31 protein-coding genes are annotated in these 26,575 nt (G+C 61.8%); 3 read left to right on the top strand and 28 right to left on the bottom strand.

Translation table 11 applies throughout. The features are described from left to right. Positions 1–2: 2 nt before the first annotated feature. The 17 genes from ACTUWL_RS26475 to ACTUWL_RS26395 form a co-directional block, all read right to left on the bottom strand. Positions 3–284 carry a HypC/HybG/HupF family hydrogenase formation chaperone gene (locus tag ACTUWL_RS26475; protein ID WP_021078960.1) on the bottom strand — a complete coding sequence of 94 codons (282 nt, stop codon included), beginning with the start codon at positions 282–284 and terminating at the stop codon, positions 3–5. Beyond that, positions 254–2,725, bottom strand: coding sequence for a carbamoyltransferase HypF (gene hypF / locus ACTUWL_RS26470; protein ID WP_021078961.1), 2,472 nt, complete (start codon positions 2,723–2,725; stop codon positions 254–256). The genes ACTUWL_RS26475 and hypF overlap by 31 nt, the downstream gene beginning before the upstream one ends. Further along, entirely contained in the window at positions 2,722–3,924 is a 1,203-nt protein-coding gene (locus tag ACTUWL_RS26465; protein ID WP_021078962.1) for an NHL repeat-containing protein, read from the bottom strand. The genes hypF and ACTUWL_RS26465 overlap by 4 nt, the downstream gene beginning before the upstream one ends. Positions 3,925–3,926: 2 nt before the next feature. Beyond that, positions 3,927–4,904, bottom strand: coding sequence for a NifU family protein (locus tag ACTUWL_RS26460; RefSeq protein ID WP_307756274.1), 978 nt, complete (start codon positions 4,902–4,904; stop codon positions 3,927–3,929). After that, the gene (locus tag ACTUWL_RS26455) at positions 4,826–5,041 is read right to left on the bottom strand and encodes a hypothetical protein (RefSeq protein ID WP_291731710.1); all 216 of its coding nucleotides are present in this window, start codon (positions 5,039–5,041) and stop codon (positions 4,826–4,828) included. The genes ACTUWL_RS26460 and ACTUWL_RS26455 overlap by 79 nt, the downstream gene beginning before the upstream one ends. A 21-nt stretch (positions 5,042–5,062) precedes the next feature. Further along, entirely contained in the window at positions 5,063–5,272 is a 210-nt protein-coding gene (locus ACTUWL_RS26450) for a hypothetical protein (protein ID WP_021078965.1), read from the bottom strand. Continuing rightward, the gene (locus ACTUWL_RS26445) at positions 5,269–6,303 is read right to left on the bottom strand and encodes a hypothetical protein (RefSeq protein ID WP_106940166.1); all 1,035 of its coding nucleotides are present in this window, start codon (positions 6,301–6,303) and stop codon (positions 5,269–5,271) included. The genes ACTUWL_RS26450 and ACTUWL_RS26445 overlap by 4 nt, the downstream gene beginning before the upstream one ends. 96 nt (positions 6,304–6,399) lie before the next feature. Continuing rightward, the gene (locus ACTUWL_RS26440) at positions 6,400–6,720 is read right to left on the bottom strand and encodes a hypothetical protein (protein ID WP_021078967.1); all 321 of its coding nucleotides are present in this window, start codon (positions 6,718–6,720) and stop codon (positions 6,400–6,402) included. Further along, entirely contained in the window at positions 6,717–7,205 is a 489-nt protein-coding gene (locus tag ACTUWL_RS26435) for a hydrogenase maturation protease (protein WP_021078968.1), read from the bottom strand. Before ACTUWL_RS26435 ends, ACTUWL_RS26440 begins: the two co-directional genes overlap by 4 nt. 78 nt (positions 7,206–7,283) lie before the next feature. Then, positions 7,284–7,592: a hypothetical protein gene (locus tag ACTUWL_RS26430; RefSeq protein ID WP_021078969.1), complete on the bottom strand. Its 309-nt coding sequence runs from the start codon at positions 7,590–7,592 to the stop codon at positions 7,284–7,286. Between the two features lie 38 nt (positions 7,593–7,630). Then, entirely contained in the window at positions 7,631–7,921 is a 291-nt protein-coding gene (locus tag ACTUWL_RS26425) for a hypothetical protein (RefSeq protein ID WP_373010381.1), read from the bottom strand. Positions 7,922–8,036: 115 nt separating this feature from the next. Beyond that, positions 8,037–9,635 carry a nickel-dependent hydrogenase large subunit gene (locus ACTUWL_RS26420; protein WP_021078971.1) on the bottom strand — a complete coding sequence of 533 codons (1,599 nt, stop codon included), beginning with the start codon at positions 9,633–9,635 and terminating at the stop codon, positions 8,037–8,039. Between the two features lie 64 nt (positions 9,636–9,699). Next, the gene (locus ACTUWL_RS26415) at positions 9,700–10,662 is read right to left on the bottom strand and encodes an NADH-quinone oxidoreductase subunit B family protein (protein WP_021078972.1); all 963 of its coding nucleotides are present in this window, start codon (positions 10,660–10,662) and stop codon (positions 9,700–9,702) included. Between the two features lie 339 nt (positions 10,663–11,001). Beyond that, the gene (locus ACTUWL_RS26410) at positions 11,002–11,247 is read right to left on the bottom strand and encodes a hypothetical protein (protein ID WP_021078973.1); all 246 of its coding nucleotides are present in this window, start codon (positions 11,245–11,247) and stop codon (positions 11,002–11,004) included. 8 nt (positions 11,248–11,255) lie between these two features. After that, positions 11,256–12,698 (bottom strand): sigma-54 dependent transcriptional regulator, encoded by a 1,443-nt coding sequence (locus ACTUWL_RS26405; RefSeq protein ID WP_021078974.1) that lies wholly within the window; start codon positions 12,696–12,698, stop codon positions 11,256–11,258. A 193-nt stretch (positions 12,699–12,891) separates the two neighbouring features. Further along, on the bottom strand, positions 12,892–14,046 hold the full coding sequence (locus ACTUWL_RS26400; RefSeq protein ID WP_021078975.1) for a DUF2336 domain-containing protein: 1,155 nt from the start codon (positions 14,044–14,046) through the stop codon (positions 12,892–12,894). After that, positions 14,036–15,736, bottom strand: coding sequence for a putative bifunctional diguanylate cyclase/phosphodiesterase (locus ACTUWL_RS26395; protein WP_021078976.1), 1,701 nt, complete (start codon positions 15,734–15,736; stop codon positions 14,036–14,038). The genes ACTUWL_RS26400 and ACTUWL_RS26395 overlap by 11 nt, the downstream gene beginning before the upstream one ends. A gap of 808 nt (positions 15,737–16,544) precedes the next feature. On the opposite strand from ACTUWL_RS26395, the gene ACTUWL_RS26390 reads away from it, so the two are divergent. The 3 genes from ACTUWL_RS26390 (at position 16,545) to ACTUWL_RS26380 (ending at position 17,539) form a co-directional block, all read left to right on the top strand. Beyond that, complete coding sequence (locus tag ACTUWL_RS26390) at positions 16,545–17,021, top strand: hypothetical protein (RefSeq protein ID WP_030529754.1); 477 nt, start codon at positions 16,545–16,547, stop codon at positions 17,019–17,021. Next, positions 17,012–17,191, top strand: a complete 180-nt coding sequence (locus tag ACTUWL_RS26385) for a hypothetical protein (RefSeq protein ID WP_096772426.1) — start codon at positions 17,012–17,014, stop codon at positions 17,189–17,191. Before ACTUWL_RS26390 ends, ACTUWL_RS26385 begins: the two co-directional genes overlap by 10 nt. A 150-nt stretch (positions 17,192–17,341) precedes the next feature. Further along, positions 17,342–17,539: a hypothetical protein gene (locus tag ACTUWL_RS26380; RefSeq protein WP_030529755.1), complete on the top strand. Its 198-nt coding sequence runs from the start codon at positions 17,342–17,344 to the stop codon at positions 17,537–17,539. Here the strand turns inward: ACTUWL_RS26380 and ACTUWL_RS26375 are convergent. From ACTUWL_RS26375 to ACTUWL_RS26325, 11 genes are all read right to left on the bottom strand, one after another. Further along, positions 17,536–17,919 (bottom strand): hypothetical protein, encoded by a 384-nt coding sequence (locus ACTUWL_RS26375; protein ID WP_096772425.1) that lies wholly within the window; start codon positions 17,917–17,919, stop codon positions 17,536–17,538. The two genes, ACTUWL_RS26380 and ACTUWL_RS26375, sit on opposite strands and share 4 nt — an antisense overlap. A 297-nt stretch (positions 17,920–18,216) precedes the next feature. Next, positions 18,217–18,630, bottom strand: a complete 414-nt coding sequence (locus ACTUWL_RS26370) for a helix-turn-helix domain-containing protein (RefSeq protein ID WP_030529756.1) — start codon at positions 18,628–18,630, stop codon at positions 18,217–18,219. A gap of 241 nt (positions 18,631–18,871) precedes the next feature. Continuing rightward, complete coding sequence (locus ACTUWL_RS26365; RefSeq protein WP_078625696.1) at positions 18,872–19,387, bottom strand: TIGR02594 family protein; 516 nt, start codon at positions 19,385–19,387, stop codon at positions 18,872–18,874. Positions 19,388–19,400: 13 nt separating this feature from the next. Next, positions 19,401–20,726: a hypothetical protein gene (locus ACTUWL_RS26360; RefSeq protein WP_030529757.1), complete on the bottom strand. Its 1,326-nt coding sequence runs from the start codon at positions 20,724–20,726 to the stop codon at positions 19,401–19,403. Between the two features lie 315 nt (positions 20,727–21,041). Further along, positions 21,042–21,548 (bottom strand): hypothetical protein, encoded by a 507-nt coding sequence (locus tag ACTUWL_RS26355; protein WP_030529758.1) that lies wholly within the window; start codon positions 21,546–21,548, stop codon positions 21,042–21,044. Next, positions 21,545–22,069 (bottom strand): lysozyme, encoded by a 525-nt coding sequence (locus ACTUWL_RS26350; RefSeq protein WP_050513929.1) that lies wholly within the window; start codon positions 22,067–22,069, stop codon positions 21,545–21,547. Before ACTUWL_RS26350 ends, ACTUWL_RS26355 begins: the two co-directional genes overlap by 4 nt. Before the next feature lies 1 nt (position 22,070). Continuing rightward, the gene (locus ACTUWL_RS26345; protein ID WP_030529760.1) at positions 22,071–22,295 is read right to left on the bottom strand and encodes a DUF7940 domain-containing protein; all 225 of its coding nucleotides are present in this window, start codon (positions 22,293–22,295) and stop codon (positions 22,071–22,073) included. A gap of 72 nt (positions 22,296–22,367) precedes the next feature. Further along, positions 22,368–22,877, bottom strand: a complete 510-nt coding sequence (locus tag ACTUWL_RS26340; RefSeq protein WP_211961912.1) for a hypothetical protein — start codon at positions 22,875–22,877, stop codon at positions 22,368–22,370. Then, a complete protein-coding gene (locus ACTUWL_RS26335) occupies positions 22,874–23,950 on the bottom strand; it encodes a hypothetical protein (protein WP_448212369.1) in 1,077 nt (358 codons plus the stop codon). The genes ACTUWL_RS26340 and ACTUWL_RS26335 overlap by 4 nt, the downstream gene beginning before the upstream one ends. A 42-nt stretch (positions 23,951–23,992) precedes the next feature. Next, positions 23,993–25,471 (bottom strand): hypothetical protein, encoded by a 1,479-nt coding sequence (locus tag ACTUWL_RS26330; protein WP_448212367.1) that lies wholly within the window; start codon positions 25,469–25,471, stop codon positions 23,993–23,995. Then, on the bottom strand, positions 25,468–26,568 hold the full coding sequence (locus ACTUWL_RS26325) for a hypothetical protein (RefSeq protein ID WP_112921574.1): 1,101 nt from the start codon (positions 26,566–26,568) through the stop codon (positions 25,468–25,470). Before ACTUWL_RS26325 ends, ACTUWL_RS26330 begins: the two co-directional genes overlap by 4 nt. Positions 26,569–26,575 lie beyond the last annotated feature (7 nt).

The raw sequence follows: 26,575 nt of genomic DNA, 5'->3' as shown, positions 1-26,575 counted from the left end.
TCCTATTCGGCCGCCGACAACCGCATCGCTTCGATCTCGGCCTGCGCCTCGCCAAGTTCGGTCAGGATCTGCAAAGTCAGCGCCGCTTCCTGCTCGTTGATCCGGCTCATCGCGAAGCCGACGTGGACGAGCACCCAGTCGCCTACGCAGGCGTCCACCGGATGCTCGTCACTGACGATGCATGCAATATTAACCTGCCGCTTGACGCCACCGACATCGACGGTTGCGAGCTTCCTTGTGGCGTCGTCGATTTTTACGATCCGTCCGGGAATGCCGAGACACATGGCGCGTTTCCTTCCGGGTGGTTTTTTATAAGGTTGTTGCTTGAACTGATGAGATGGGCAGCGCCGATTGCGGCCTGCCCGAGCGCCAGGCCACCGTCATTGGCGGGCACCTGCGCATGCGATAGTACGGTGAAGTCGTGGCTTTCGAGGCGACGGCTGACCTCCTCGAACAGGATGCGGTTCTGGAAACAGCCGCCGGACAGCGCGACCGTCGCGAAACGCCGGGGACCAGTTTCATCCTCTCCGCTGGCGAGCCTTCGCGTCATCGCGACGATGGATCTCGCCAAGCCCTTGTGGAACCGCGCTGCCATCACGGGCGCCGGCGTCTTCAGGATGAGATCGCCGAGGACCGCGTTCCACATCGCCAGCGGCTCGATATAGGGCAAGCCGGAGCCACGCAGGTTGGGGATGCTCATGGGATAGCCGAGGGTATCGTCCTCGTTGCGCAGCGTGTCTTCGTCGACTATGGCTTCCAGGCGCGCGGCGGCTTCGCCTTCATAGCCCTGCCGCTCGCGGCAGATATTCAGCGCGGCAGCAACTGCGTCGAACAGCCGCCCGCAGGACGAAGCAAGCGGCGCATTGATGCCGTTTTTGATCATCGTGTCGAGCGTTGCCCGCGGCTTGCTCGCGAGATAGGCGTGTACGTCGAGGTCTTCGAAGTTCATCGTGAAGGCGGGCCACGCCATCTCGGCCATGAGATGGGCATAGAGATTTCGCCAGGGTTCACGGGCCGCCTGCGCACCGCCCGGCATCGCGACCGGCTTGAAGGTTCCGAGACGTTGATAATTGCGGTAGTCGGCGAGCAGGAATTCGCCGCCCCATAGCGTGTCGTCGCCACCCCATCCCAACCCATCGAGCACGATGCCGAGCACCGCCGGCCCGTCGAGCGGATGACCGTTCTCGGCGAGGCAAGCCGCGACGTGGGCGTGGTGATGCTGCACTTCCAGCAAAGGCAGCCCATCGGTAGCTGCACGCTCGCGCGCGAGTTTCGAGGACAGATATTCCGGATGCAGATCGCCGGCCAAGGCTGTGGCCGCATGGTCGAACAGCTTTTGATACAGTGCGAGATTGTTCCGATAATCGTCGAAGGTCCTGACATACTCGAGATCGCCCTGATGCTGCGACAGGATCGCCGCCCCGTCCTTCACCAGACAGAACGTCGACTTCAGCTCACCACCCGTCGCCACCAATTCAGGCGCGGCTTCGAAGCCCCTCGGCAGAGTGATCGGCTCGGGCGCGTACCCCCTGGCCCGGCGCAGCACGCGCACCCGCCCGGCAACGACGCACGCCACCGAATCGTCGATCCGATTGGCGATCTCGCGATTGTGGGTCAGTACGTAGGTGGCAACGCCGCGGAGCCGCTCGGCCGCTTCCTGGTCGGAGATCACCTGCGGCTCGTCCGACAGATTGCCGCTGGTCATCACCACCGGTCTGTTCATCCGCCGTAGCATCAGGAGGTGCATTGGCGTAGTCGGCAGCATGAAGCCGAGCGTCGCGAGGCCTGGCGCGACGACTTCGGGCAGCTTCTCGATGCCATCGGCGCGCAGCAGCACGATTGGCGCCGACGGCCCGGCAAGCAGCGCCTGCTCCGCTGCACCGACGCTGCAATACCGCCTGATCACGTCGAGATCCCGCGCCATCAGCGCGAACGGTTTGGCGTCGCGGTGCTTGAGCTGCCGCAGCCGCGCCACCACATCGGCCTTGGTGGCGTCGCATGCGAGCTGATAGCCACCGATGCCCTTGATGGCGACGATCTCGCCATTCTTCATCAAGCCGCAGGCAGCGTCGACATCGTCCATCATTGAAAACTGGTCGAAGCCGAACGCGCTGCCGTCGAACCGGACCAGCCTCGCCTTCGGGCCGCAAACGTGACAGGCAATGGCTTCAGCGTGGAAGCGCCGATCGGCCGGGCTATCATATTCGGCGCGGCAGGCCGGACACAGGTCGAATGGCGCCATGCTGGTGTTGGCGCGGTCGTAGGGAACGCCGCCGACAATGCTGAGCCGCGGCCCGCAATGGGTGCAATTGGTGAACGGATAGCGGTAGCGCCGCTCGAACGGACTGGCGACTTCCTCGGCGCAGGCCGCGCAGATCGCCGCGTCCGGCGCAACCTGGGTATGGACACGGCCTCCAAGGCTGCCGGCAATGGTGAACGCGGCCGCGAGTTCGCCGAAATAGGGTTGCGTGTCAATCGCGTCGATGCGGGCGAGCGGCGGCGGATCGCGCCGGATCCGCGCGATCAACGCCTCAACCGCCGACGCGCTGCCGAAGACGCGGATCAGCACGCCGCTGGAATCGTTGAGCACCTCACCGGAAAGGTCCAGGTCGCGCGCGTAGCGCCAGACGGTCGGCCGGAAGCCAACGCCCTGCACGCGGCCCCGCACCCTGATCTCGACGGCGAGACGGCCGTCTGCTGCGGCGATGTTGGCACGGCGGCTCACGGCGCAGCCTCCCAAAGTAGAATGCGATTATTGCCGGCGTCGGCCACGACCAGCAGATTGCCGCAGGCCGCAGCACCATACGGCCAGCACACGCTGTCGCGGCCGGCGGCGCGCCAGCGATTGTCGCCCTTTTCCGAAAACAGCCGTTGCCCGGCCAGCGCGATAGCTGGCGAGTCCATCCCGAGACCATCGAGCTCGAAGCCCAACAGGCGGGAATTTGCGGTATCCGCCACCACAAGCATGCCGTCATGGACGGTCAGACCGTACGGCATGTTCAGTGCGCTTGAGTTCGGATGGTAGAAGGCGCGGTTGTGATCGAGCCCCATGAAGTCGGCTTGCCCGATCACGAAATCGCATGCGCTGCCGTTCGCGCCGGGAAAATGTCTCCATGCCATCACCCGGTTGTTGCCGGCGTCGGAAATGAACAGCATGCCACCCGCGACCGCGATGCCGTGCGGCCAGCGCATGCCGAGCGCACCGCCGGCTTCGCCGGCGTTGTCGTCGCGTGTGATGAAATCGCGCTGACCGAGGACCAGATCGGCCGCAGCACCGTTCACCGACGGAATCGCGTTCCAGACCAACACGCGGCGATTGCCGGTATCGGCAACGATGAGCTTCCCGTCGGCAATCGCGACGCCATAGCACCAGTTCAGGGTCGCGGCGGTCGGCACGCCGGCGCCGCGATTGGCAACATGTCCGCTAAAGTCGGCATGGCCCAGCACAACGTCGGCAGGTTGATTCGAGGTTGCGGGATAGCCATGCCAGATCAGGACGCGATGGTTCCAGGCATCGGCGACCGCCAATATGCCGTCGCGGGCCGCAACTCCGGTCGGCATATTGAGCGTGGCAGCGCCAACCTCGCCCTTGGCGTTGCGTCCCTCGCGCGAGAAATCCGGCTGGCCGATCACAAGGTCGGCGCCAGCCTGATCGCCGGATGGCGGCTTGCGCCAGATCATCAGCCGGTGATGCCCCGTATCGCAGACGAACAGCGGGCCGTGCTCGTTCGCCAGGCACGCGCCGCGCGGTCCGAACAGGGTGTCGGCGCCCGGGACGATCGATTTCGCCAGCCCATTCGCCAACGCCTCGCCGCCGAGCACCACGTGCGCGCCGCGCAGCGACAGCAACGGCCGCGCCACATGGTTGTCGCCGGCCCGGAGCGGGGCCTTTTGCAATCTGTTCGGTGCGAACGAGACCTGCATGGCTATTTCGAAATCCTCACTTCGATTCGTGCGCCGATCACGCGCACAGCGTGCGATTGCAACTGCACCTCCGGTGCGGTCAGGCACTCCCCGCTGGCGAGATCGTATTGAAAGCCGTGATGCGGACAGGTGATTATGCCGTTCTCGATCTCTCCGTCATGGATCGGGAAACCGAGATGCGCACACGCGTCCTGGAAGCAGGTGACGGTCGCACCATTGCGCGACAGCAGGACTCTTTCACCGCCAAGGGTGGTTGAGCGGATTCCGCCATCGGGAATCTCCGACAGCAAGCCGGCGGCGATCCAATCGCCCTTGGCTCCGAGGGCGAACGGACTGACGAAGCGAACGCCGTTTTCTTCCGGGCCGCCCAGTCCCTTCACCTGGATGATCTCGGTGATCTCCGGGCAGCCTTCCTGAACCGCTTTCTTGACCCCGGCGTGAAACGTCAGCGCGGAGGCCGGGCATCCGTCGCAGGCACCGATGAAGCGCACCTCGACGACGGGCGGCCTGACCTTGACGAGTTCGACATCGCCACCGTGCGACGCAAGCATCGGGCGGACACCGTCAAGCGCCGCTTCGACGCGCTCGTTCAGGCTCGGCTTGACGATCTCATGCCGCCGCAGCACCGCGTAGACGATTTCGTCGGCCAGCGCATTCTTCATAGCAACAAGCGCAGCCGGGTCTGTCTTCAGGCTCCGGATCAGCCGCCGCAGCGCCTCGCCGTGCAACTGTTCGATCGCAAGCTTGTAGGCGCCGACCGCGGCCTGCTGGTTCTCGTCCCAAGTCGCGAAGATGGTCTCAAGACGCTCGACGTCGCCAAGAAACCCGGTGAGGTCGGTACGCATCGTCGAGGCCATGTCGTGGACGTTCATCCTGAACTCACCGGTTGTCTTCGATGTCCTCAGAGGTATCTCAGATCCTTGAACAGGTAGGGCTGCAAGCCGCCGCCGAGCAGCGCCGCCACCAGCGCGGCCAGCCACAGTGGTGCGCCGGCCTTGGCGAGGCCGACAAACAGGATCGCGGTGACGACGATGCCGATCGCCAATTGCCTGGTGACCATGCGTGGATCAGCGAACAACTTGCCGCGGAAGAACAACACGATGGAGTTTTTCGTCATTTCCCACATCGAGGAAACTCCTCAGCCGATGATTGCGAGAACGATGATGCCGATCACGATGCCCGCGACCCCGGCAAGCGGCCCGTAAAACCCTCCCATCATCGCTGCGAGTTCATTTCCCAGGACCTTGCCGCCGACGAGCATGCCGCCGGCGGCGCCGCCGGCAACCGACGCGAGCGCGCTCGCGATGAGGGCTAAGACCATCGCCAGAGGCGTCAGTGTAGGCATCATTGCTTCGAGACTCCTGTTGATGAGTTCAAGGATTGCTGCGCACCGCGACCGTTCGTCGCCGGCAACATCAGCAACTCGCGCTGGGTCTGATCGACGGCCTCGGTGACGATGCGCGCCTTCTCGAGGTCGCCGTGCTCGACAAAGACGGCGCGCGCCTCGCGGTAATAGGCATTCGCCAGGGTGAGGTTGGCGCGGTTGCCGACATCCGGATTTGCCGGATCGTCCGGCAAATTCCACAGGCAATTGGCTTTGTTGGAGATCGTGTTGGCGTATTCCAGCGGCGTGGTCTCGCGCGTGCGGACCTTCAGCGCCTCGTCATAGGCGTCGAGCGCGCGAAGATTGTTTTCCAGCGTATGGCTCGACGAGACGTATTGCAGCGCGTTGCCGAGGTTGTTCTGCAACATCGCATATTCGGTCGGATAATCGATCAGATTGACGACCTTGAGGCCCTCTTCGAAGGCCTGCACGGCAAGCGCTTCGCGCATCTTTCCGCGCTCGTCCGTCATCGGCATCGATAGGAAGGCGGTCGCGAGATTGCTCTGCAGAATGACGAATTCACGCGGGTATTGGCTTTTGGTGAAGACACGCAGTGCACGCTGATAGGCCGAAATCGCGTCGGTGATCCGCGCCCGGCCGGCGCCGGCAAGATTTTGAATCACCAGGCCGAGATTCATTTCGGCCTCGGCGATCTCTTCCGGCTTGCCGGACTCGATCAGCGACGGCATCGCGTTTTCGAACGTTGCGCGTGCCTGCTCGAGCGCCGTCGTACCTTGTTCCGGGATCGCCTGCAGTGCGGTGGCCTTGCGTGCCAGAATGCGCGCGCGCAATAGGTGCATGTCTTGCGGGCAAACCGTGAGGGCTTTGTCATACAGCGCGATTGCGGACTGCAACTGATCGGGTGACTTCGGCTGCTGCTGCAGCCCCATCGCGATCTCCATCAGCATCTCCGCGCGTTCGGCCGGCGTCGCATCCGCATCATCTGCGGCCGAGAGCGCGGCACGGATTTCGTCTGCGATGAGGCTCGCGGCCACCGGCTCCTCCCTGTCGTGCGTCTCACGCACGTTCTGCTTGGAAGTCACTTTAGCGCTGGCTTCCGCTCGATGTCTACATGTTATACGAATTGAAAACTAAGTTTGCAGTCCGAAGACGCCAGCCGATACCAGGGCCGCCTGCTCCGTCGACCAGACCACGGAAAGGTCGAGCACTGCGTTGTCGTCGATGCCGTGTTCGCGGAAGAAGTCCGGCGCGTGCACGACACGATCACCGGCCTTGTTGCGCAGCTTGAGGAGATAGCCCCCGGCAGCCGCATGCTTGACTGGCAGAATGCAGAGATCCTGACCGCGGCGCAGCAGAATGACCGCCTCGAGCCCGGCGAAATAGCGGTCGCAGACGTCGCAGCCCAGATAAAGCGCGCCGCGCTTCAGGGTGACGGCCGATCCGGCGTTCATCCGGTTTCACCCTGCACAACAAGGCGCGATCTGATCAGCACCTCAACGCGATCCGTCACTCTGGCAACCGCGGACGCAACCCGTTCCGAGAGACCGATCCCAAGCTCGGTTGTCTGCACCTCGATGAGCAGCACCACCACGTCGGAAGGGAATTGCTCACGAAAGATCTGCCTACCGGCGTACAGGGCGTGATCCCAGCGAAAATCATGCAGATTGAGTGACGGCTGGTAGGGCTGCTCCAACTCGTCGCCCGGCACCTCGAAGACCGCCCCCGGGTCGGAGCCCGAGCGACATGCGTCGACGATGATCAGGCTCCGGCAGCCGCGCGCAGCGAACATTGTTGCCATGCCGTCCGTCCCGGCGGCGAGCAGACGGACGCGCTGCTCATCCGTGCCGATGCCGCGCGCCCGCAGCCGATGCAACACCTCGATGCCGGCACCGTCATCCAGGCGATTGGAGTTTCCGCATCCGATTACAGCGATCACGACAGCTACCCTGGGCTCGACGTGTTGGTGATCCGGCGCATCCGGACGCAGCCCGGTAAACTGCCTTGAGCCACCCGGTCAGATCCGCCAGAGTCTGCACGACCACCCGGGCTCGACCGGGAGGTTGAGCTCTGGCAATTCACAGAAGCGCTGATGGACCTTGTAGTACATGCAGGTCTCACAGGGCTGCTCGATGTCGCCATGCGTGATCGCATGAAGCGTAAAGCCGCTGATCACGAGCTTGGATTTGAGGTCGTCGCCGGCCGATTTCAGTCGGCCAACGATCGACTGCACCTCCTCGTGGGTATCGGCGCGCGGAAAAACCTCGGTCTTGAGACCGCTTTCGAGCAGGAATTTGATTTCGGCGCGCAAGCCCTCGCTGCTCATAGCTCATTCCTCGCATCCCGACCGATGTTTCGAGGCAGCTAGATTCGCCACAAGCGACACCACCATTCCGGTTCGACCGGAACGGCGAGTTCGGGCAGATCGCACCACCTCCGATGCACCAGGTAATACATGCATTCGAGGCAGCGTTGCCTGTCCGGCCCGTACGGATGATCCAGGAAGCCGCCGACAACCAGTTTGCTCTTCAGATCCTTCGGATCGAGCTGGCGCAACTGGTTCAGGATATCGGCGAACTCCTTTTCGGTCTCCGGAAAGGGCTCGACCTGCGTTTCGAGCCCCTTCCCGAGCATATCGGCAATCGCCTTGAGCACCGCCCCGTTATCGGACCCCATCGATGCTGCCTTTCAGGATATCCGTTCGACACTATCAGGGCAGCGCGCCCCGATATCAATCATGACGTACTCCACTTTGCCCGCCTTTGAGTCATCAGGCGGTTCTGAACCGGGCCAACTCCTCTCCGGTCTTCGCGTCATGGGCGTGAACGGTGCATACCAGACAGGAATCGTAGGAGCGGCAGACGTGCCCCACCTCGACCGGATCATGGACATCCTTAATCGGCGAGCCGATCAAGGCCTGCTCCATCGGGCCGCGAACGCCGTCGGCCGATCTCGGTCCGACATTCCACGTCGTCGGCGCGATGATCTGATAGTTCTTGATCTTGCCGTCCTTGACCTCGATCCAATGACAGAGCGCCCCGCGGATCGCCTCCGTAGCCCCCCAACCACGGCCGTCCCGCTCGGTCGGCTTGATGTACCATGGGTCGTTCAGCTTGAACTCGCGCAGCGCGTGCTCGGCCTGGCGATACAGCTTGACGCCCTCGTGCATCCGCGCGAAGTGGCGGAGCATTACGCTGGCGCCGCCCAGCTTTTTGTACATGTCGAGTACCACCGGATCGTGGTGCTGCCAGGATTCGCCGTGTTTGCCGCCGGCGACCAACTGCCGCGCCAGAGGGCCGGCCTCGAGCCGGCCGTTTTCTTCGTGCCGAACTGCAGTCGCCCAAGAGTATTTGCCCGACATGTCGACGGTGTTCTTCTGCGTCGGGACGGTGGTGCGGTCAAACGGATGCAGGCCGCCGGGCTCGTCATACCAGGCGTGCATGGTGTCCTCGCGGGTGTACTTTTGATCCATCAGCTTGAACTGGTCGGTCTTACCGTCATAGACCCCGCTCTTCATAATCAGCGCAGCGTTGCGGCCGTCGATCGTCGGCTTCTGGTACTTGTCCTCGTGCGGCAGATATCCCCAGGAAATGAACCGGCCATGACCGTGGCCGAACTTGTCCATGCCGCAATCCTCGCTCATGCGCCAGAACATGCCTAGATCGGAATTGGCATGCTCGGGCTTCTCGTCAAGCCAGGCCTTGAAATCGTCATAGGACTTGATTTCTTCGTAGCGTTCGAGCGAGCAGCCGAGCCAGATCTTCTCCATCCAGTCGCGGCGGAAATATTCCAGGATCGACCATGCGCGGGTAACGTCGGTGAGGGTCGGCGCGCACATCACGCCCCCGGGCACCATGTAGCTGGAATGCGGCCATTGGCCGCCGAGCAGCGCGTAGATCTCGACCGGCTTTCCGGAGATGGTGACGCCGATCTCGTAATTGGTGCCGGTGAACGGCGCCCACCGCTTGACCGCCTCTTGGTAGAATTTCGACTTCGCGTAGTTCTTGTTGGTGTAGTCGATCATGAAGAGCCCATAGTGATGACGCGGCAGGCTCTGCAGGCTCTCGACGATCTGGCCGAGATTACGTGCCAGAATCGCATTGCGGGGCACCTCGGTTTGCCACGCGGTATCGAGCGCCCATGCGGCACAAGTCAGGTGCGACGCACCGCAGATGCCGCAAGCGCGCGGCGTCACCACGAGGCCTGCCTGCGGATCCTTGTCGCGCAGGATCACCTCGAAGCCCCGAAACAGTTCGGCCTGAGTCCAGGCGTCGACGACGACGCCGTCCTGGATGTCGACACGAACGTCGAGATCGCCCTCGACGCGGCCGACGGGTGAGATATCGAGAGTTTGAACAGCTGATGGCATTTGAGTTCATCCTGTTTAATCTGGGGTGTGAAGATGTTCTCGCGATCCGTCCGACGAACACCCGTCAAACGACGAAGATGTCTTCTTCGGCCCAGGCTGGAGATGCCGCTTTCGCTGCTGCGGTAAGTTTGATGTAGCCGGCCTTGTCGACGCCGGTCGGCATGTCCTTCGGTACGCCCATCACGGTCTGCGTCTTGAAAACGGTACCCGGCATCAACTCGAAGAACGGGAACTCGGGCTCGGTGCAGCCCATGCACGGCATCCCCGCCCGCGTCTTCGACGACTGGCGATTCCAGAGAATGCGGTTGCAGGGCGAATGCGTCATCGGACCGCGGCAGCCCAGATCATAGAACAGACAGCCCTTCCGCTGACCGTACTCGGTCGCCGAAACCTTGTAGGCGAAGTGCATGTTGCGCGTGCAGCCGGTCTGCGTGAAGCTGGTGAAGAAGGTCTTCGGCCGCTGGAATTCGTCGAGTGAGAGATCGCCGCCGCGCCCGGTCGCGACCGCCACGACGATCTGCGTGATCCAGTCGGGGTGCGCCGGGCATCCGGGTACGTTGATGACGGGCAAGCCCGCCTTCGACTTGTAGCCGGTGCCCAGGAAGCCGCCGTGCTTGCGCTTGAGAAACTGCAGTCCCTCGCTTTCCGACGGGTTTGGTGCCGTTGCCGGAATCCCGCCCCAGGTCGCGCAGTCGCCGATTGCCACCGTGTAGGACGCGACCTTAGCCAGGTCGGCGACCCAATCCTTCATCGGCCGGCCGGCGAAGCGATTCCATTCGCCCGTTCCGTTCGGTGCATTCACGACCGTGCCCTCGAACACAAAGATATCGAGCGGCAGCTGGCCCGACGTGAGCGAGTTCAGCAGCTTCTTCAGATTGTCGCCGAGCTCCATGCCAAGCGACGGATGCCAGAGCACGTTGATGCCGAAATCGGTAACGAGATCGCACGCACTCGGCTCTTCGGCATTGAGGAACGACATCGTATTGCCGGAGCACGCGCCGCCTTGAAGCCACAGCAGATTGGCCATCATTCCCTCCCAAGTCTGTTCAAAAGGCGCGCGCTGGCGCCGTCTCGCGCTAGCGAAATTTGCAAGTCGCGTGCCGCGTCGCTATCGAATGGGATGTCCAAGTCAAAGCAATGACTTGCGCGGAATGATGCAATAGCACTGACGCATTTTCACGAGCGCCGACGCTGCAAACTATCTTCGCAATGACAAGATGGTTTTCAAAAAGCCGACCGCCGCGCGACGAGCCGATCGAACGCCCATAGCGTTTTCGAACGAAGTGGCTGCTGGTTCGTGCGAAGAAAACCCGTCCATCCTACGAGCCGGAGCTTCTGTTCTGATTCCATCAGAATCGAAAATGCTCTAGCCGTGACGGTTGCCACAAACCGGACAGCTCACCTCGAGCAGATATCCGTACCAGATCCCGTGGCAGCGGCTGCACCAATGGCCGGTGGCCTGGCGCTCGGGCAGGCCCAGCTTCTTGGACAGGCTGCTGAGCCCCAACTCCCTGAAGGGAGCATTGCTCCCCGGAGGCTGCGCGCGGGATTGCGGAAAGCGGACGATTTCAGCCTCTGGGTGATCGCCGTCAGAATCACTGTCATCCGGCATGAGACACCTCAATGAGGATGGTCGAGACCGTAGCGCTTGATCTTGTTCGCCAAGCCGACGCGCGACAATCCAAGTTCGTTTGCTGCTCGGCTTTGATTCCAGCGGTGGCGCGTCAAGGTTTCCTCAAGGATGTGTTTCTCGAGACCCTCGACCTTCTCCTTCAGCGTTGTCCCCTGTGCCAAATAACCGGCTCGATCTGGCCGCGGGCGCGGCGGCGCCGACAGAATCGCGGGGGACATATTTTTAGTCGTCAGATATTCGCCGTCTTCGGCCAGCGCCACCATTCGGCGGATTTCATTTTCGAGTTCGCGGACGTTGCCCGGGAAGTCGAAGCCGACAAATTTCTCCAGCGCTCCCGCCGATATCCCCAGAATCTTGCGGCCGATCGCATTGCTATGCTTTGCGGCAAAGAATTCCGCCAACGCAGGGACGTCATCAGGCCGGTCACGCAGCGGCGGCACTTCGAGTTCGAACCCTTTGAGACGGAAATAGAGATCCTGGCGAAATTTTCCGGCCGCCACCAGCGCACGAAGCGGGCGGTTCGACGCCGCGATAATCCGGACATTGCTCGATTCGATCTTGTCGGAGCCGAGCGGCTTGATCTCGCCCTCCTGGAGAAAACGCAGCAGGCTGACTTGGAAGGACGGCGACACTTCCGATATCTCGTCGAGAAAAACCGTCCCGCCGTCGCCGGCGCGAAACAGGCCGAGTCGATCGGAAATCGCACCGGTGTAGGCGCCGCGCTTGTGCCCGAACAATTCCGATTGCAGCAACTCGTCCGACATTCCCCCGCAATTCTGGACCATCAGCGGGCTCGCACGGCGATTCGAGTTGTAGTGAATCGCGCGGGCGAGCAACTCCTTGCCGGTGCCGGTCTCACCCTGAATCAGGATCGGCAGTTCGGTACGCGCTGCCTTGCGCGCGAGTTCGCATAGCTCGGTCAGCTTCTCGCTGACATAGACGAGCTTCTCGAATCGCTGGCTTTCCGCCTGCAACGGCATGCCATGGCGTGCATGAATCTGGATGGAATCGGCGGAAAACTTGAATTCGCGTGACAGCAGGCGATGACGTCTCGCCAGTTCGCGGGATTCCAGACCCCGCTCCACCACGAGCCCGATCTGCTTGGCGTCGAGCGGCTTGCGAACGAACTGATAGATCGCCGCCGGCGAGATCGCCTGCTTGGTCAGCACGGTCTTTGCCTCGAGCGCCAGGACGCGAATGATATCGGGATGGGAGATGCGGAGATTGGCAAGAAACTCCAGTCCGTCGCCGCTGGCGCCGTGCTCGGCCAGCACGATATCGACATGCGCGTCCGATAGCGCGCTCGCCGCGTCCTCGGCGGAGCGGGCCGTCAGCACCCGATAGTCATATTCGTCCGACAGCACGTCGGCCGTGGCGGACCATTGCGGCCCGCCTCGCGCAACGATCAAAACCGTTCCGAGCGCATCCATGTATTCTTCTTTGTCAATTTGAAAACTTACTTAGCAGCCTTGCGGGAGGCGTTCAATCGCTTTGTCCGCGCCGGCCGATCGCCGCCAGGCCTGAAGCGAAAGGTCCAGGCTTTCAGACAGCAAGAAGCGGAGGCATTGTCACATCATCGGCAGCCGGCCGGATAGGCATCATCTTGGCACCATCCGCGGCGGCCTATTTCGCTGCGCGTTCCCGCAACCGGTAGAACTGGATGGCGGTGCGGGCGGTCTCCGGCTTCAGCTTGTTGAAGGGGACGAGGAATTTATCGACTTCCCCGAGCGGGGTACGTTTGGTAGAGGCCTGCAGCGTCAAGACGGCCCTGGTCGCGCTCCACGACAATTCAATGGACTTTGCCAGCATCAATATCTGATCTGCCCCATCATGGACCAGCGCGCGCTCAACCGCGCCAAGGGGCACAGCGCACATCAACGACAGTGCGATGGCTGTCTCGTCGAACCGCCCGGCCGAAGCAAACTCGCGCAGGCGGTGCTCATTCAACCCACCGGACTGGTTCAGCAGTCGGACGTGGGCGTCGGCCGACGCAAAATCGGAAGACAATTCACGGGTCTTCGCTTGAATCTGATCCGAGGCCTGCTTGAGCATTCCCTGAATCAGGCCTGCCTTCTTGCGATCCGCCGCCTCGAACTGACGCCGAACCGCCTCGGACGCGGCGGCGAACAATGCGAGCAGGTGTTCCCGCGGGATTTCAGGACGAGACCAGACCGCGAGTGCGAGTTCATCGTCGGTTTTTGAGCGCGACACCAGGGTCGAATAACCGAACTCGGAGAATCTTGCGCCGAGGTTCGCCGCCGTGCTGACGACGACGTCATGGTCGCCGCGCTCCACCAGAACATCGGTAACGTCCTCGTTCAGCAATTTGCGTCGCGAAATCGCCAGCAAATGCGCCTGTCCCTTGGTCCTTGCTCCCGTAACCAGGGTCTTATCGTCGAGACTTTCCGAGCGCGACAGCAATGGCCCGGCCACCTCAATCGAATCGTGCAGCGCTAGCGTGCGACTGACCAGTGGGGGCGCGTTCGCGATCGTGGAAAGTCGCAGCCCGAACGCCGCGCACGCGGTATGATCGATTTCGTCTATCAACCTGCACATGACGTCGTCGAAAAGCGCCACTTGCTCAACGTCGAAGCGTTTGGCACCGGCAACGAACAGATCTGTCACCCGCTGCAGGATTCCGACGCGAGCGCCGATGTCCCGGCTCGCGAAGGCAGTTTCCAGTTGGTCGAGCAGCGACTGGTGGCCGGCTGCATCGGCGCGATTGTGTAACGGTGACCGGTTGATGCCGTCGTTCCCGTGTCGCCCCCTATGCGGCATCTTCAATGCCCTGGCGCTCGTGGGTCACGTCGAAGTCAATCTCGCAAAGCGGCCGGGCGCGGCTGAACAGATAGCCCTGCAACGAAGTTGCACCGGCCAACCGGAGCAGGCGGTACTGCTCGTCGGTTTCGACGCCCTCGGCGGTAGTGTGCATTCCGAGCCCCTGCGCAAGAACCAGGGTGGACTGAACGATTGCCGCGCAGTCGGCGCGGGTGGTCATGTTCTGGGTAAAGGACTTGTCGATCTTGATCTTGTCGAACGGGAACATCGTCAACTGGCTGAAGGACGAATAGCCCGTCCCGAAATCGTCGAGTGCGATTGTGATGCCGAGGTTCTTGAGCTGGGCGAGCGTACGCAGGCATTCTTCCGGCGACTCGATGAGCGACGTTTCGGTGATTTCGAGTTCCAGCCGTTCGGGCGAGAGCCCGGAATGCGCGAGCGCGTATATCACCACGTCAGCGAGATCGCTGTTGCTGAATTGCCGGGTGGACAGGTTGACCGCAACCTTGACGTGGGCGGGCAAGCTCGCCGCATCGACGCAGGCGGTTCGCAGTACCCACTCCCCAATCGACATGATCAGACCGGTCTCCTCGGCGAGTGGAATGAATCGATCGGGATAGATCATGCCCTTGACGGGATGCCGCCACCGCAGCAGTGCCTCGGCGCCGCATATCCGCGAACTGACGGTGTCGATGATTGGCTGGTAATGGAGCTCCAGTTCGCCATGCTCGATGGCGTGCCGCAAATCGCGCTCGAGTTCTCGGCGCGCCTTGGCGCTCTCGCTCATTTCCTGATCGAAGAAGCAATACCCGTCGCGGCCGGCACCTTTGGCCTGGTAGAGTGCGACGTCCGCCGCCCTCAGGATGGTCGCGGCGTCACTGGCGTGATCGGGCGCCAAGGCAATGCCGATGCTCGCGGAAACCCTCAGGACGTGTCCACTGATCTCGATCGGTTCGGCTATCATCTGGACGATGCGGTCGGCAAGTGCACTGGCATCGTCGGGACCGTCGATCCCGCATTGCATGATCGCGAACTCGTCACCGCCGAGCCGTGCAACGGTATCGCCCTCGCGGACCGAGCCACGGAGCTTCGCCGACACGACCCTCAGCAATTCGTCGCCGAGCGCGTGGCCCAGCGAGTCGTTGACGTCCTTGAAGCGGTCCAAATCGATGCACAACAGCGCGTGGCGCACCCCATATCGCACACGTGCCAGAGCATGATTGATCTCCAACTGCAGTAAGGATCGGTTCGCAAGACCGGTCATGGCGTCGTGGTGCGCCATATGGCTGATGCGCGCTTCGGATTGGCGCCGTTTGGTGACGTCAACCATCGTAACAAGGGCGCCCGCCCGCCCCTCATAGGTCACCGCCTGCGTATAGACGTTGGCGTCGATCGTCACTCCGTTCGCTTTACGGTGGCGCCAGCTCCGGTCCTCGAACTCATATCCGCCGAGATCGATGATTTCCTTCAGTTCGTCCCGATCTTCGGCCGGTCGAATGTCGAATATGGTCTTTGCCAGAAACTGTTCGCGGCTGTGTCCATACAGCAGCACCGCGGCATCATTCACGGCGAGAAATTTGAGGTTTTCGCGATCATAGACCCACATCGGCAATGGGGCACGATTGAATAGCGTCTGGAACGCGTCATGCGCCAGGAAGAAACCTTCAATTTGATCGTTCGGATCAGACATTGCGGCAAAATTGGCCGCGAAGGCTCAACTTCAAGTTAAGCGGAGGTTGTCGCAGCGGCGCTTGGTTAACGGCTGATAAGAGTCTGCTGCTGCTTACGTCAATAGGGATATCAAAATCGCTTGTTCCCGCCAGGAATGGAAAACTCCTCCAACGCGGCCAGGCATTGATGTCGGGCTCTCCGCCCGCTCCCCAGTAGGCAGACACGTCCCATAGCCGCAGATTCAGCGGATGTCGTCCGTTTGTGTGCTTTCGACTCCTTGGCTCTCGCAACATGTAACTTGGTCTTGTCGACAAATCGTCGAGAGCACAATCGAGCCACCCATTATCTAAGTGAAGGCCTGCGCCGACGAGCCGACCAAAACGTCCGTTTGGCCGCTCAAATATCCAATTCTACGACGCGAACGTATTCGACCTTTGCATCGGATCCCCGCACTGTATCGAATGGGGTGAAGATACAGAAAACAAGGGAGAGCCGAACAGTAACCTGGCCGAATCCGCCGGCACAAAAGCGCCGCACGAGACCCACTTTTTCTCAGCGTCTCTCTCTCGAAGGTCTTGGAAAACAACAATTTTCCAATGGTGGGCGCACCAGGGCTCGAACCTGGGACCCGCTGATTAAGAGTCCGAAGCTTATTCAATGTTTTCAATGGGGTTGGTCTCAAAGACCCCGAGGACCCCACCACAATTCCACCAATGGCTTAGGATCGGAAATCAAAGAAAACGCTTTGCTCGGCCTGTAAGGTATGATAGGTGACGAGCGTCTACCGGCCGCTGAGCGGCATATAGCTGAGTCGAGGGGAATGACAGATGGAACGACCGAAAGTAGATGCGAATATTGCTACCGGGCTGGACCTCGACCAGTGGGCCTTGCACGTCGGCACGATGCCGCGCAGGCCCGGCGAGACCGATGAGACCTTGCGCAAGCGTGTCCTGCACGCCGCCGCATACCGTTGGCCCGGCGACGGCAAGACTGAGGCGGAACGTAGCTCAGACCCCGCGCTGCGCGCCGTTGCGGTCGAGATCGTCGAGCGTTGGAAGCAAGAGCGCGGTATGCCCTACCTGTCGGCCAACGCCTGCCTGTCGCTCGCCGGGAAGATCGAGGCGGCCCTGGGTGCCGTCGACTACAAGACGCTCCTGTGGAAGTACCTGAACCACGTAGGGGTCGAAGAGAGCGTGACGTACGTTGCGCGGCCGAGCGCCAAGCACCGCTTCACTGAGCGCGAGCTGGCGGCCCTATACGAGATCGAGGATATGCCGAGGCCGGAGGGGCCGGAGTGGAAGTGACCAACCCCGTGATCCGGAAGCTCGAAGAGCTGGAAGCCTACGAGCGCGCCGGGCGTGAAGCCAAGCAGCGCATCTACGAGGCGTTCGCCGAGCTGGCGCTGCGGCAGATCATGGACATACGCGAGATGTCCTACGAGGAATGGTTGGAGCGCTACGGGGGTGGACGATGAAAATGGTCGAGAACATCACGCAGGCCATCCTGTCGCCTTCGAGCGAGCCTCGCTGGCCTTGCCCTGGCAGCTCTAGGGACAGATGCCAGCACTGCGGCGGCTGGATCAGCCTGGGGCACGCACGCGGGTCATCTTGCAGGGAAGAAGCCGATGCTGCACTTCGTGCGCTTCAAGGACGACCGATATCTGAACGCCGTTAAGACGTTCGGCCGACCGGACTTCGTCCATCGGTTCTGGGATCACCGTGCCGTCGCGGAGGTCATGCCGGGCGACACGGTCGTATTCGCTGAAGGCGATGAGCATCAAGCCGTGGTGACCCACAGCTACGACGACAGCGCGTTCTTTTAGATGTCTCGGGCGTCGGTCTTGGGAGGGATGGAGCAGGTAAAGGTGCAGGCGTGCGGGAACCGATAGCTTAGTTCCGTCGCTATGGCTTTGTCGCCATATATCAGCCTGTGGATCGGCGCGGGCGGGTCGATAACCCACCCGATCAAGAACGCGGCGATGGCTGCCAGAAGAAGCTTCGCGCCTCTTCGTCGGGAGCTGTTCTTGGTGAGTGCGATGGCCTGATCCGCAATTACGCACTTCGCGTCGTTCAGTTCATGTTCTAATTCAAGGATGATCTCGCGTGCTTTGGAAGATTCCGCGAGCAAAGAGGGTGGGTCGATCAGCGAAGGATCGACGTTGGGATCATTGGCGTTGAGAGGGAAAAGAACTACTTCGGCCATCACTCTGTTTTCCACACTAGGATTCTTGTTTTTGGAACTCCGGTCGGTGCATTTGCGCGCCTCCTAAAGTGACGAAATGTAAATCAGCTTGTCGGATGTTTCGCAACACAGAACAATTACGGGTAGTTAACAGGAAAAAGAAACGGCGGCTCAAAGCCGCCGCGTGTTGCCGTCGTGCATCAATCAATGGGCGCTACGATCCAAACAACCACCCGCTAAGCCATCCCGCAGCCGCAACAACGTTCATCCCCACGAACGCCGTGAGCAGCACAACCCCCATCAATATTAGAATACCCTTCACGACGCAGAGCGCTTCGTCGACGACTGTTGTTGCGCTTTGCGTACGAGCTGAAGGATTTGCAACCCCGTCTCGGCGTCGACCTCGGCGTCGACAACGATGCGCGTCTTCCCGTCGAGCGTGCTGGTAGCCTGCGCGAACTGCGGGACCGATCCGCCCTCACCAGGCGCAGGGGCGATCAGCTCTTCAGGCTTCACGCCGAGCGCCTTGGCGATCAGCATCAGGTTGCGTTGGGTCGGCTCGTTCTCACCACGGATATAGGCCGTGGGAATATGCCTGCCGATGGTCACGCCCTTCGGGGCATGCCGCTCCATCTCGCGCGCCAGGTCAGCGCCGCTCCACCCCTTGCCCAACATCAGCCGTTCGACCTTCTTGCCGAACTGCGCTATCCGCTCTTTGTCTGCGGCCGTCATACCTCTACGCACAATACGTCTCCTGTCTCTTCGCCTAAATGCGGCGCTTTGTTTATTCTCGAAATGCAAGTTCTCACAGGGGCCGTAATACTACGGAGGCCTGTTAGGTGTCAAACACGACCGAAACCTAACACGGTTTCCGAGCTAGGCGGGAGTAGAACAAATACGGAAAAAGGCCCTCCCGACTGCTCGGGAGGGCCTAATAGACTTTTGGGTTACCGCCTGGGAGCCGTTGAGGCTGTCAGTCTGGAACCACGTACATTGCGATGCGTCTTGCCGGGTAGACCGTCTCGCGGACCCTGCCCTGGTTGTTCCCAGAGACGAGGATCGGGTTGCCTGCCTGGTCTACGCCCGAGACGATCCCAACGTGGCCGCCACCCCTACGGGCCATCACGGCGATTGCGCCGGGTTGCGGCCCAGATACGCGGCGGCCGTAGCGTGCGAACGAGAACGCCAGGTCGGAGTTCGTGCCGGTGTGGCCGGTGGCCCTCAGCACGTAGTTGACGAAGCGAGCGCACCAGAGATTGGCCCGGCCGTAGATCGCGCCGTTGCCTACCTGGCTGCGAGCTTCAGCAACGAGCGAACTGCCGCCGTGACCAAATAGACTGAAAATGGAATCGGTTGAACGGGCGACACGTACGTCGTGGCGAGCAACGGTATGATGTCGAGCATGATGGCTCCTGTGATGGGGTCGCGCTTCGGCGGAAGTCGCGAAGAGGCACAGCGCGGCAAGCGCCGCGCCGATCAGCTTGCGCATAACGTCTCCTGGGTCAGAGATCAGGCGACGGAAGGATCAGGCCGCCTGTGGGTGAGTAGATCGAGCCCTCTTCGGGCCGACCCACGATGATGGGCTGTTCACGGAGCAGCCCGAGGCGCTCATGCAGAACGACGAAGTTCTGAGACGCGGGCTCCGCGTCGGCGCGAATGCTCTTGGCGAACTCGCTGAAGCCGATCAGCGATCCGTTCGCAAAGCCCCACGGCGTAACGAGCCGCGTGTGGAAGTGTCCGCTGAAGATGAACTTGACCGGCCTGCGCTGTTGCGCCTCGGTCAGCATCACCTTCTTGTGGCCCTTCACGATGTTCGCTGCGGGGCCGATGAAGCCGGTGCCCCCGCCTGCGCTCATGCGGTCGCCGTGCGTGAGCAGCGTCGGCCACCCGACGATGTCGAAGTACGCGTCGAACGCCCTGGTCGAATAGAACTTGAAGTTCGGATAGTTCTTCAGCGACATCTCGACGAAGTCGAAGACGAGCGTGTCATACGACTGAAGGGCTGCGAGCTTTGCGCGCGGCTTGCCAGGCGTCGAGCGGCCGTGATTGCCGGGCACGCCGATGACGATGATCTCGACATCGTGGCCCCAATGCTCTTTCAGTTCGAGCGACCAACGGAGCGCGCCGCTCGCGATGTTCTGCGAGGCCGCTTTGCACTGTTCGTACGCGGTGCCGTAGTCGGTCTCCGCCAGCTCGGGATGCAGACCGTGGCCGCTGATGAGATCGCCGCCGAGCAACAGATAGATTCTGAAAGGCGCTCCGTCTGAGCGCGGCCAGGATGAGGTCGTCAGGATCGAGGCCGTCTCGAACAACCGGCCGAAGCGCTTCCGCGCGATGTCACGGTCGAACATGTTGACGCCCATCATCTCTTCGAGGTTCACGACCTCGCCGTCATGGGTGTCGGACAGATGCAGGATGGCAGCCTGTCGGCCACGCTCGCCTTGCTGGAAGACCCAGGGCTTGCATATCGGCTCGACCGGCTCGAACGATAAGCCGAGGATCGAGGCGCGGTGATCCTCAGCGGCGACCAGACGGGCAGTCAGGTCTTTGAGCTGGCGCTTCAGGGCCTTCTCGTTCTGCTCGAAACGGTGCTTCTCCGCCAGGTCGAGCCGGACGGGCTCGGGCGCAGGCGGGGGCGTGAGCGGCAGCAAGGAGTCGACAGGGACAGCCTCGGCGGCTGACACGGCCTTGGTGACGACGCCTGCGGCCTTGAGCATCTTGCGGACGTGATCGCGCGTCAGACCCATCGCGTCGGCTGTTGCCTGCAAGTCCTTCAGCTCGACGTACTTGGCGAAAATCTCGTTCCGCCGTTTCAGGTTAACGGTCAAAGGGGGTGGTCCTCATGGGTTCGGGACTGTAAGGTCTGCTATCTCACAGACCTATCGGTTCCGTCAATTAAATGGCAGTCCACACGAAAAGAGGCCCGCAGCCGGTCAGGACTGCGGGCCGCCTCGGGGTCTCCGGCAGGTATCCCGTCTGCGCCGGATCACTTCGACTGATAGGCGTTACGCTGATCGGCGAAGCACTCACGGGCCGCAGCGTTGTATTCGTGCTGCTCGACCATCGCGGCTTGAGTTCGCCTCAGAACGACGCGCCTCATGATCGGCTTGCCGTGTGCGTCGACGACACCAGGGATCGGAACGTCAACGATCAATCGTTCGCATTCGGAGGGCAGGTCGACTGCCTGCTTTGGACTTAGCGTCCTTGTGTCGCTCGATGTCACGCAGCCACCGAGCGTCAGAGTCGTCAGTGTACTCAGGAGGACAGGCAGGCTTGCCCGTCGCGGCCTGTAGAAGCTGTTGGTCCTCATAGTCCTTGACCATCTGTTCGAGTTGATCTTTGCGGGAGCTGACCTCGGACAAGCTCTTGTCGGCTTTCGCCTGCATGTCAGCTTGGATGAGCGCGTCGCGCTTCTGGCGATCCAGCTCAGCTTGCTTCTCGGCGTCGTCCCACTTCCTTTGCCACGCGGCGTCCTTCGCCTTCACGGCCTCGACGAGATTGCCGTGTTCATGCCAGACGCCGATCCAGAACAGGCAGAACCCGGCGACGAGCGCCGCGCCTACTGGCGTGGAGATGAAGTCGCAGAAGCCCTTCCAGAGCTTACCGCCGATCAGGCTGATGGCTTGCCAGGTCAGCCAGGCCGGGATCATTCGATCCTCCCGGCCTTCGCTGCGGGAATGCCGTCACTGCACAGCGCGATCTCGTCGATGCGCCGGTTGAGCAGGCCTTGACGGAAGCGGCCCCCAGAGAGGGTGTACTTACGCATGCCTTCGCAGGCAGCCTCGTACTCGCGCTTGTTCAGAAGCTCGACGGTGCTCGAATGGCAGAACCGATATTCGCCGACGTTGTAGTTGAAGTCGATGAACGAGGCGAGCATCTTGGCCGAGATCGGCACGTAGATGCACGACACGGCGCTATTGGCATAGCGGACGAGCTTCTTCGAGAGCATCTGCGTACACTCTCGCGGAGTGAAACGCTGCCCCACTTTCACGGGGCCTTCAGTCTCGCCGTAGCACCAGGTGACCGGCTTGCCCGTTCCGATCTGGTCGATCTTCGCGGTGTACCAGACGCCTTCGTGCTTCTGCACGCTCGGGATGGCGATGGGGATAGCGGCGGCGATCAGTGCGGCGACCGACATGCCCCCGACGAGTTGGCGCTTTGTGGGTGCCATGTCAGTCTTCCTTTTCTTGGGCGATGAATCTCGATGCGAGTGCGCCCACCGTGCAGACGAGCGTGAGCACCGAGAAAAGGTTGTAGTTGAAGAAGGTCTCGTATCTCGGCAGCACTGCGTTCGCGCCTTCGAACAGACACGACAGGCCGAGGAAGCGCACAGACCAAGAGCGCTTCACCACCCATCGCCAGTCGGCGACGAGCCGAGCTTCTATTTGCTTGAACATGGGTGATCCTTGAATGCAGAACGGCCGCCCCGAGGGACGGCCGTTTCTGCGACTGATAGAGCTGAGAGGCTGTTAGTGCAGCGCCCCTGCGGCCCGGAAGAACGCGTCGATATCCAGCGGCGTCATGTTCTGTGACGTGCCGAAAATCTTCACCATCGGATGATTGCGCTCCACGGTCTGTCCGCCGAGCAGGTGCATGCGGGCATCGAACGCGTCGTTCGCCGACATCGCCGCAACCACCGTCTCGATCTTCGCGGGCAGCGTGCGCCGGTTGTCATAGACCGCGAGCGCTTCGTCCTGCGTGATGATCCCCGCGATGGCGAGCTGTTGTAAGAACTGACGGAGCGAGATGTCGCCGCAGGGCCAGCCGTACGGGACGAGCTGCGCGCGGATCGTGTCCTCCGTCTGGTTGGCCGCGCCGTTACCCGGCCAGGGCGACGGCACCAGCCCCATCGACTGCCACGCCTGGAAGGCGGCGTCGCTCGCCGCGACGAGTGACATCGTAGCGGTGCTGTAGATGCGACCGTCTTCCGACAGGAAGTACCAGTTCATCGGGTTGAAAGGGGTAGAAAACAAGGTCATGAGAAGGTAGCTCCTGAAGCGAGAACGCCAGCGGTGCTGCCGGGGATTGTCTTGCCGCCCGTGAGGAACGCACCGCTCTGATAACCGTAGTAGGCAGGGCCGGTCGCCGTTCCGCTGAAGCCGCCGACCAGATAGACCGAGCCAACCGCTCCGGCGCATATGGTGCCGACCGAGAACGCCGGGGTGCCGACCAACGTCACCGTGCAACTTGTCTGCACCGAAACGCTTCCGCCAACCTGCGCCGAGAGCGCCGAGGCACTGTTGCCCTGAATGTTGACGTTGCCGTTGATATTGACCGAGCCGCCGCTGACGCCGTTGATATGATAGTTCGGCGAGGTAGCACCGAACTGCGCCGTCACGTTGCTCATCGAGATCGTGCCGGTGTACGCAGCCTGGATCAACTGCATGTCGGTGCGCGTGGTATAGACGGTGAGACCACGCAAGTTCAGAGCAGCACCACCCGCGTAAACGAGCGCGGAGTAGCCGGTGAGCGTCGGCGGGGCCTGGATGACGTAGGCCGACTGGTTCGCCGGATCACCAACGATGTTGACGCCGGTCATCGGGGCGACGACGGTGACAAACCCGACATACGTTCCGGGGTTGCCGAGCTGAATATTCAGGATTTTGCCGCCGAGCGACCAGATGTTCTGCGCGTAATTGAGCGCGGCCTGGATCGTAGCGAACGCCTTGGCGGACGTATTCGCGGAGCCGTCAGCCGTTGCGTCGTTGCCGTCCGTCCGAACGTAAAGCGTCGGGTTGCCATACGGCACCGTGCCAACAGTCGGCGTGCCGCCTCCACCGCCGCCCATGTTCGCTTGGATCATGGACAGCACGGCCTGATAGACCATCGTGTCCGTGGCGTCGTCGAGCGTGACGCCTGCTTGGCGCACAAGGTAGCGGAGGTTGCCGATGAAGACGTTGAAGAAGTCGGCCGTCGCGAACGTGCCGTCCTTCGCGCCAGCGGCCGAACAGTTCTTGAACCACGTATCAGTGCCCGCACTGGCCTTCGGGTCGGCAGGCGGGCGCGCGGTCGAATAGTTCGGGCCTTGCGGCCCAAACGCTGTACCAGTCATGTGATGGTGTCTCCTGGGGAATTGTTTTGGGGAGGCGCGGTCTTAATGAACCGAGCCCGCTACCCAAACGTTGTAGGCGAACGCCGAGCCCGAGCTGACCGAACCCGCTGGCGTGACGTAGTGGTATCCTTCCGTGAACGGACTCAGCGCTACGCGCGTCGAAAGAGGCAGCACACGGCCGCTGCCGTCTGTGTTAGCCGTTGACGCGTAGCCGGTCTGCGAGTTGTCGAGAAACACAAGCAGCGAAGCGATCAAACCAGCGGTCGACGAGTAGTAGCCCCCCGATACGCTGAAATCTCCGCCCTCATCTGCCCACGCCAAAAACTCACAGCGCGACGGCCCAGCCAGCTCTTGCGGCGTAGCGTTGAGCCCCACACTGCTGCCTGTCTGCGCCCCCGTCATCCGCAGCGGCGGTCGATTGAACCACGACCGAACAAAACGTTGGGAGCTAGTGTCCGTCCACGCAGGACCAGCGATGGGGCGGGCCATGCCGACAAGGGTCTTCGTGTTGTCGCCGGTCATGATCTCAACGCCCTCGTTACCGGCTGTGGTGTCGGTAGAGTGTCCGTTCGTCGACGCTACGAGAGCGTTGACTGTGCCGCCGCTTTGCGTGGCGTAGATGTAGTAAAGCGTTCCAGCGGTCAGCCCGGTCGCCGCGAGCGTGACACCCGCTGACGGAATGATGCAGGGTGTGCCCGCTACCGTCAGATACTTGCCTCGAAAACGGTTGAGCGAGAGATTGCCGCCGTTGAGCGAGAGACGGCACTGCCCGAGCACCGGCTGCACGACTCCCGCCACGCGGATGTTGGTGAGCTGCGAACCGTCGACAGCGGGCAGCTTACCAGTCGTGGCGTCGAGCTGAACGACGTTGCCAGCCGCCACGCCTACGTTCTTCGTCGCAGCCGTTCCGAGCCCCGAGACTTGCGTCGATGCGATGCCAGTCAGCTTAGACCCGTCGATAGCAGGGAGTTTGCTATCCGAGCCAAGCTGCACGATCTGGTTGGCACCAGTACCGACATTCAGGAACGCGGCCGAACCCAACGCTGGCTTGCCGTTCAGGTCGGCATAGTTGCCAGTGAACGCCACGTTCATCAGCTTTACGTTCTGCTGGAACTGCAAAACCTGCGAGGGAGACAACGTCTGATTCTTGTCGAACCGGACGCAAGCATTGATCTGGCCGGTAAGCGTCGTCCACACCTGGGGATCGTCGTTGATGGCAGCCGCGAGCTGCGCGACCGTCTGAAGGTTTCCTGGCGCACCCTCCCCGATTACGCCGAGAATGCCTTGGTGCAGGGCGTTCACGCTGCCAGGAGGCAAGCCCGCTGCGCCACCCTGGGATACGACGTACTCAAGATTGGAGATGATGCGGTTGTAGAAAGCCGCATCGAGCACCGTACCGTCTGACATACCGGGCGCTGACGCGTCCTTCACATACGTCTGTTGCGCGCCGTAGCGCTGGCGCTGCGTGCCATCAGGCAATGCAGTCGCAGCGTTGGCGTTCTGAGGTCCGAAAAGACTCATGGCTGAAGAATTTCCACGTTCAACACGGTGTGTGCGGGCTTGATGCGGTTGAGAAAGCACAGCACGAACGTCGGCGTGTCGCCGACCGTGTTATCGTTGCAGATGGGTGTTCCGCCGATCTCACCATCGGCATTCGGGAAGGTGATGTTGCCCGCCATCAGACAACCGGCCTGACTGCCCGGATCGGTGTTCGGCGCTGCGGCTGCTTGCGCGGCTTGCGCCGCTTGCGAGGCCGCCAGGTCGACAGTCACCGTCCACACGAACGCGTGCCCCCACTCACTGTAGTTTCCGTTGTCGTCATACGCGCCAGCGGTGTGCAGCTTGGGTGTGATGACGCCATCGGACGGAACGTCGGTGCGCGGGCACTCGAAGTCGAAGCGCAGCGCCTCGTCCTGGCAGTACGTGCTGGACGGTGCGACGTTGTCGGGCGGGTTGAAATCGTAGTAGCCGCAGATGAAGCAACACGACTCGTCAGTGTCCGGCCCCTGGCCGAGATTGCTACCAGGCACCAGGCACGACGCCCCGTTGGTGTAGCCGTTCTCCCACTTATCCGGATCGGGATGGTGGACGACTTCGCCGTAATCGCAGGGCTGCCGCTGACCGTATCCGATCATGCTGCCATAACCGGCATACGTCGGCGTGGGACCGAGAGGCGTGCATCCGACCTCGAAGCATCCGGCGATGGGCTCGGGGATATCCGTCGTGTCTTCGCAGGTGATCGACCAGCCCGAGAGCTGCGCCATCTGCACGAAATAATCGCACGTAGCGCCGCCTTGCGCCGCGACCTTGATGCACAGGTTATGGCCGTACGGATCGCACTCGTCGTCTAACCCGTACTCTGCGATCCACTGATCGAGCGACTCGTTGACCGTCTTGCAGAAGAACTCGTCGACGTACTTGCAGAGCCGTTGGTAGGTGTAGGAGAGCACGTTAGCGTATGCTCTCCAATAGGAGTTCTGGACCGTACCCTCAACCGCCGCGCCATCCCAGGCCGGACCAGGCGGCATGAGACCAAGCACGGCGGGCAAGGCGTCGTCGGTGTTCTGCGGACACCAATGCGGGTCCTGTGGCCCCTGCGGGCATGAAAGCACAGGCATGGTGTAT

This window comes from Bradyrhizobium sp. WCU1, from assembly GCF_053474805.1.
Note: the sequence above shows the minus strand (reverse complement) of the source record. Positions and strands in the feature narration are given on the sequence as shown.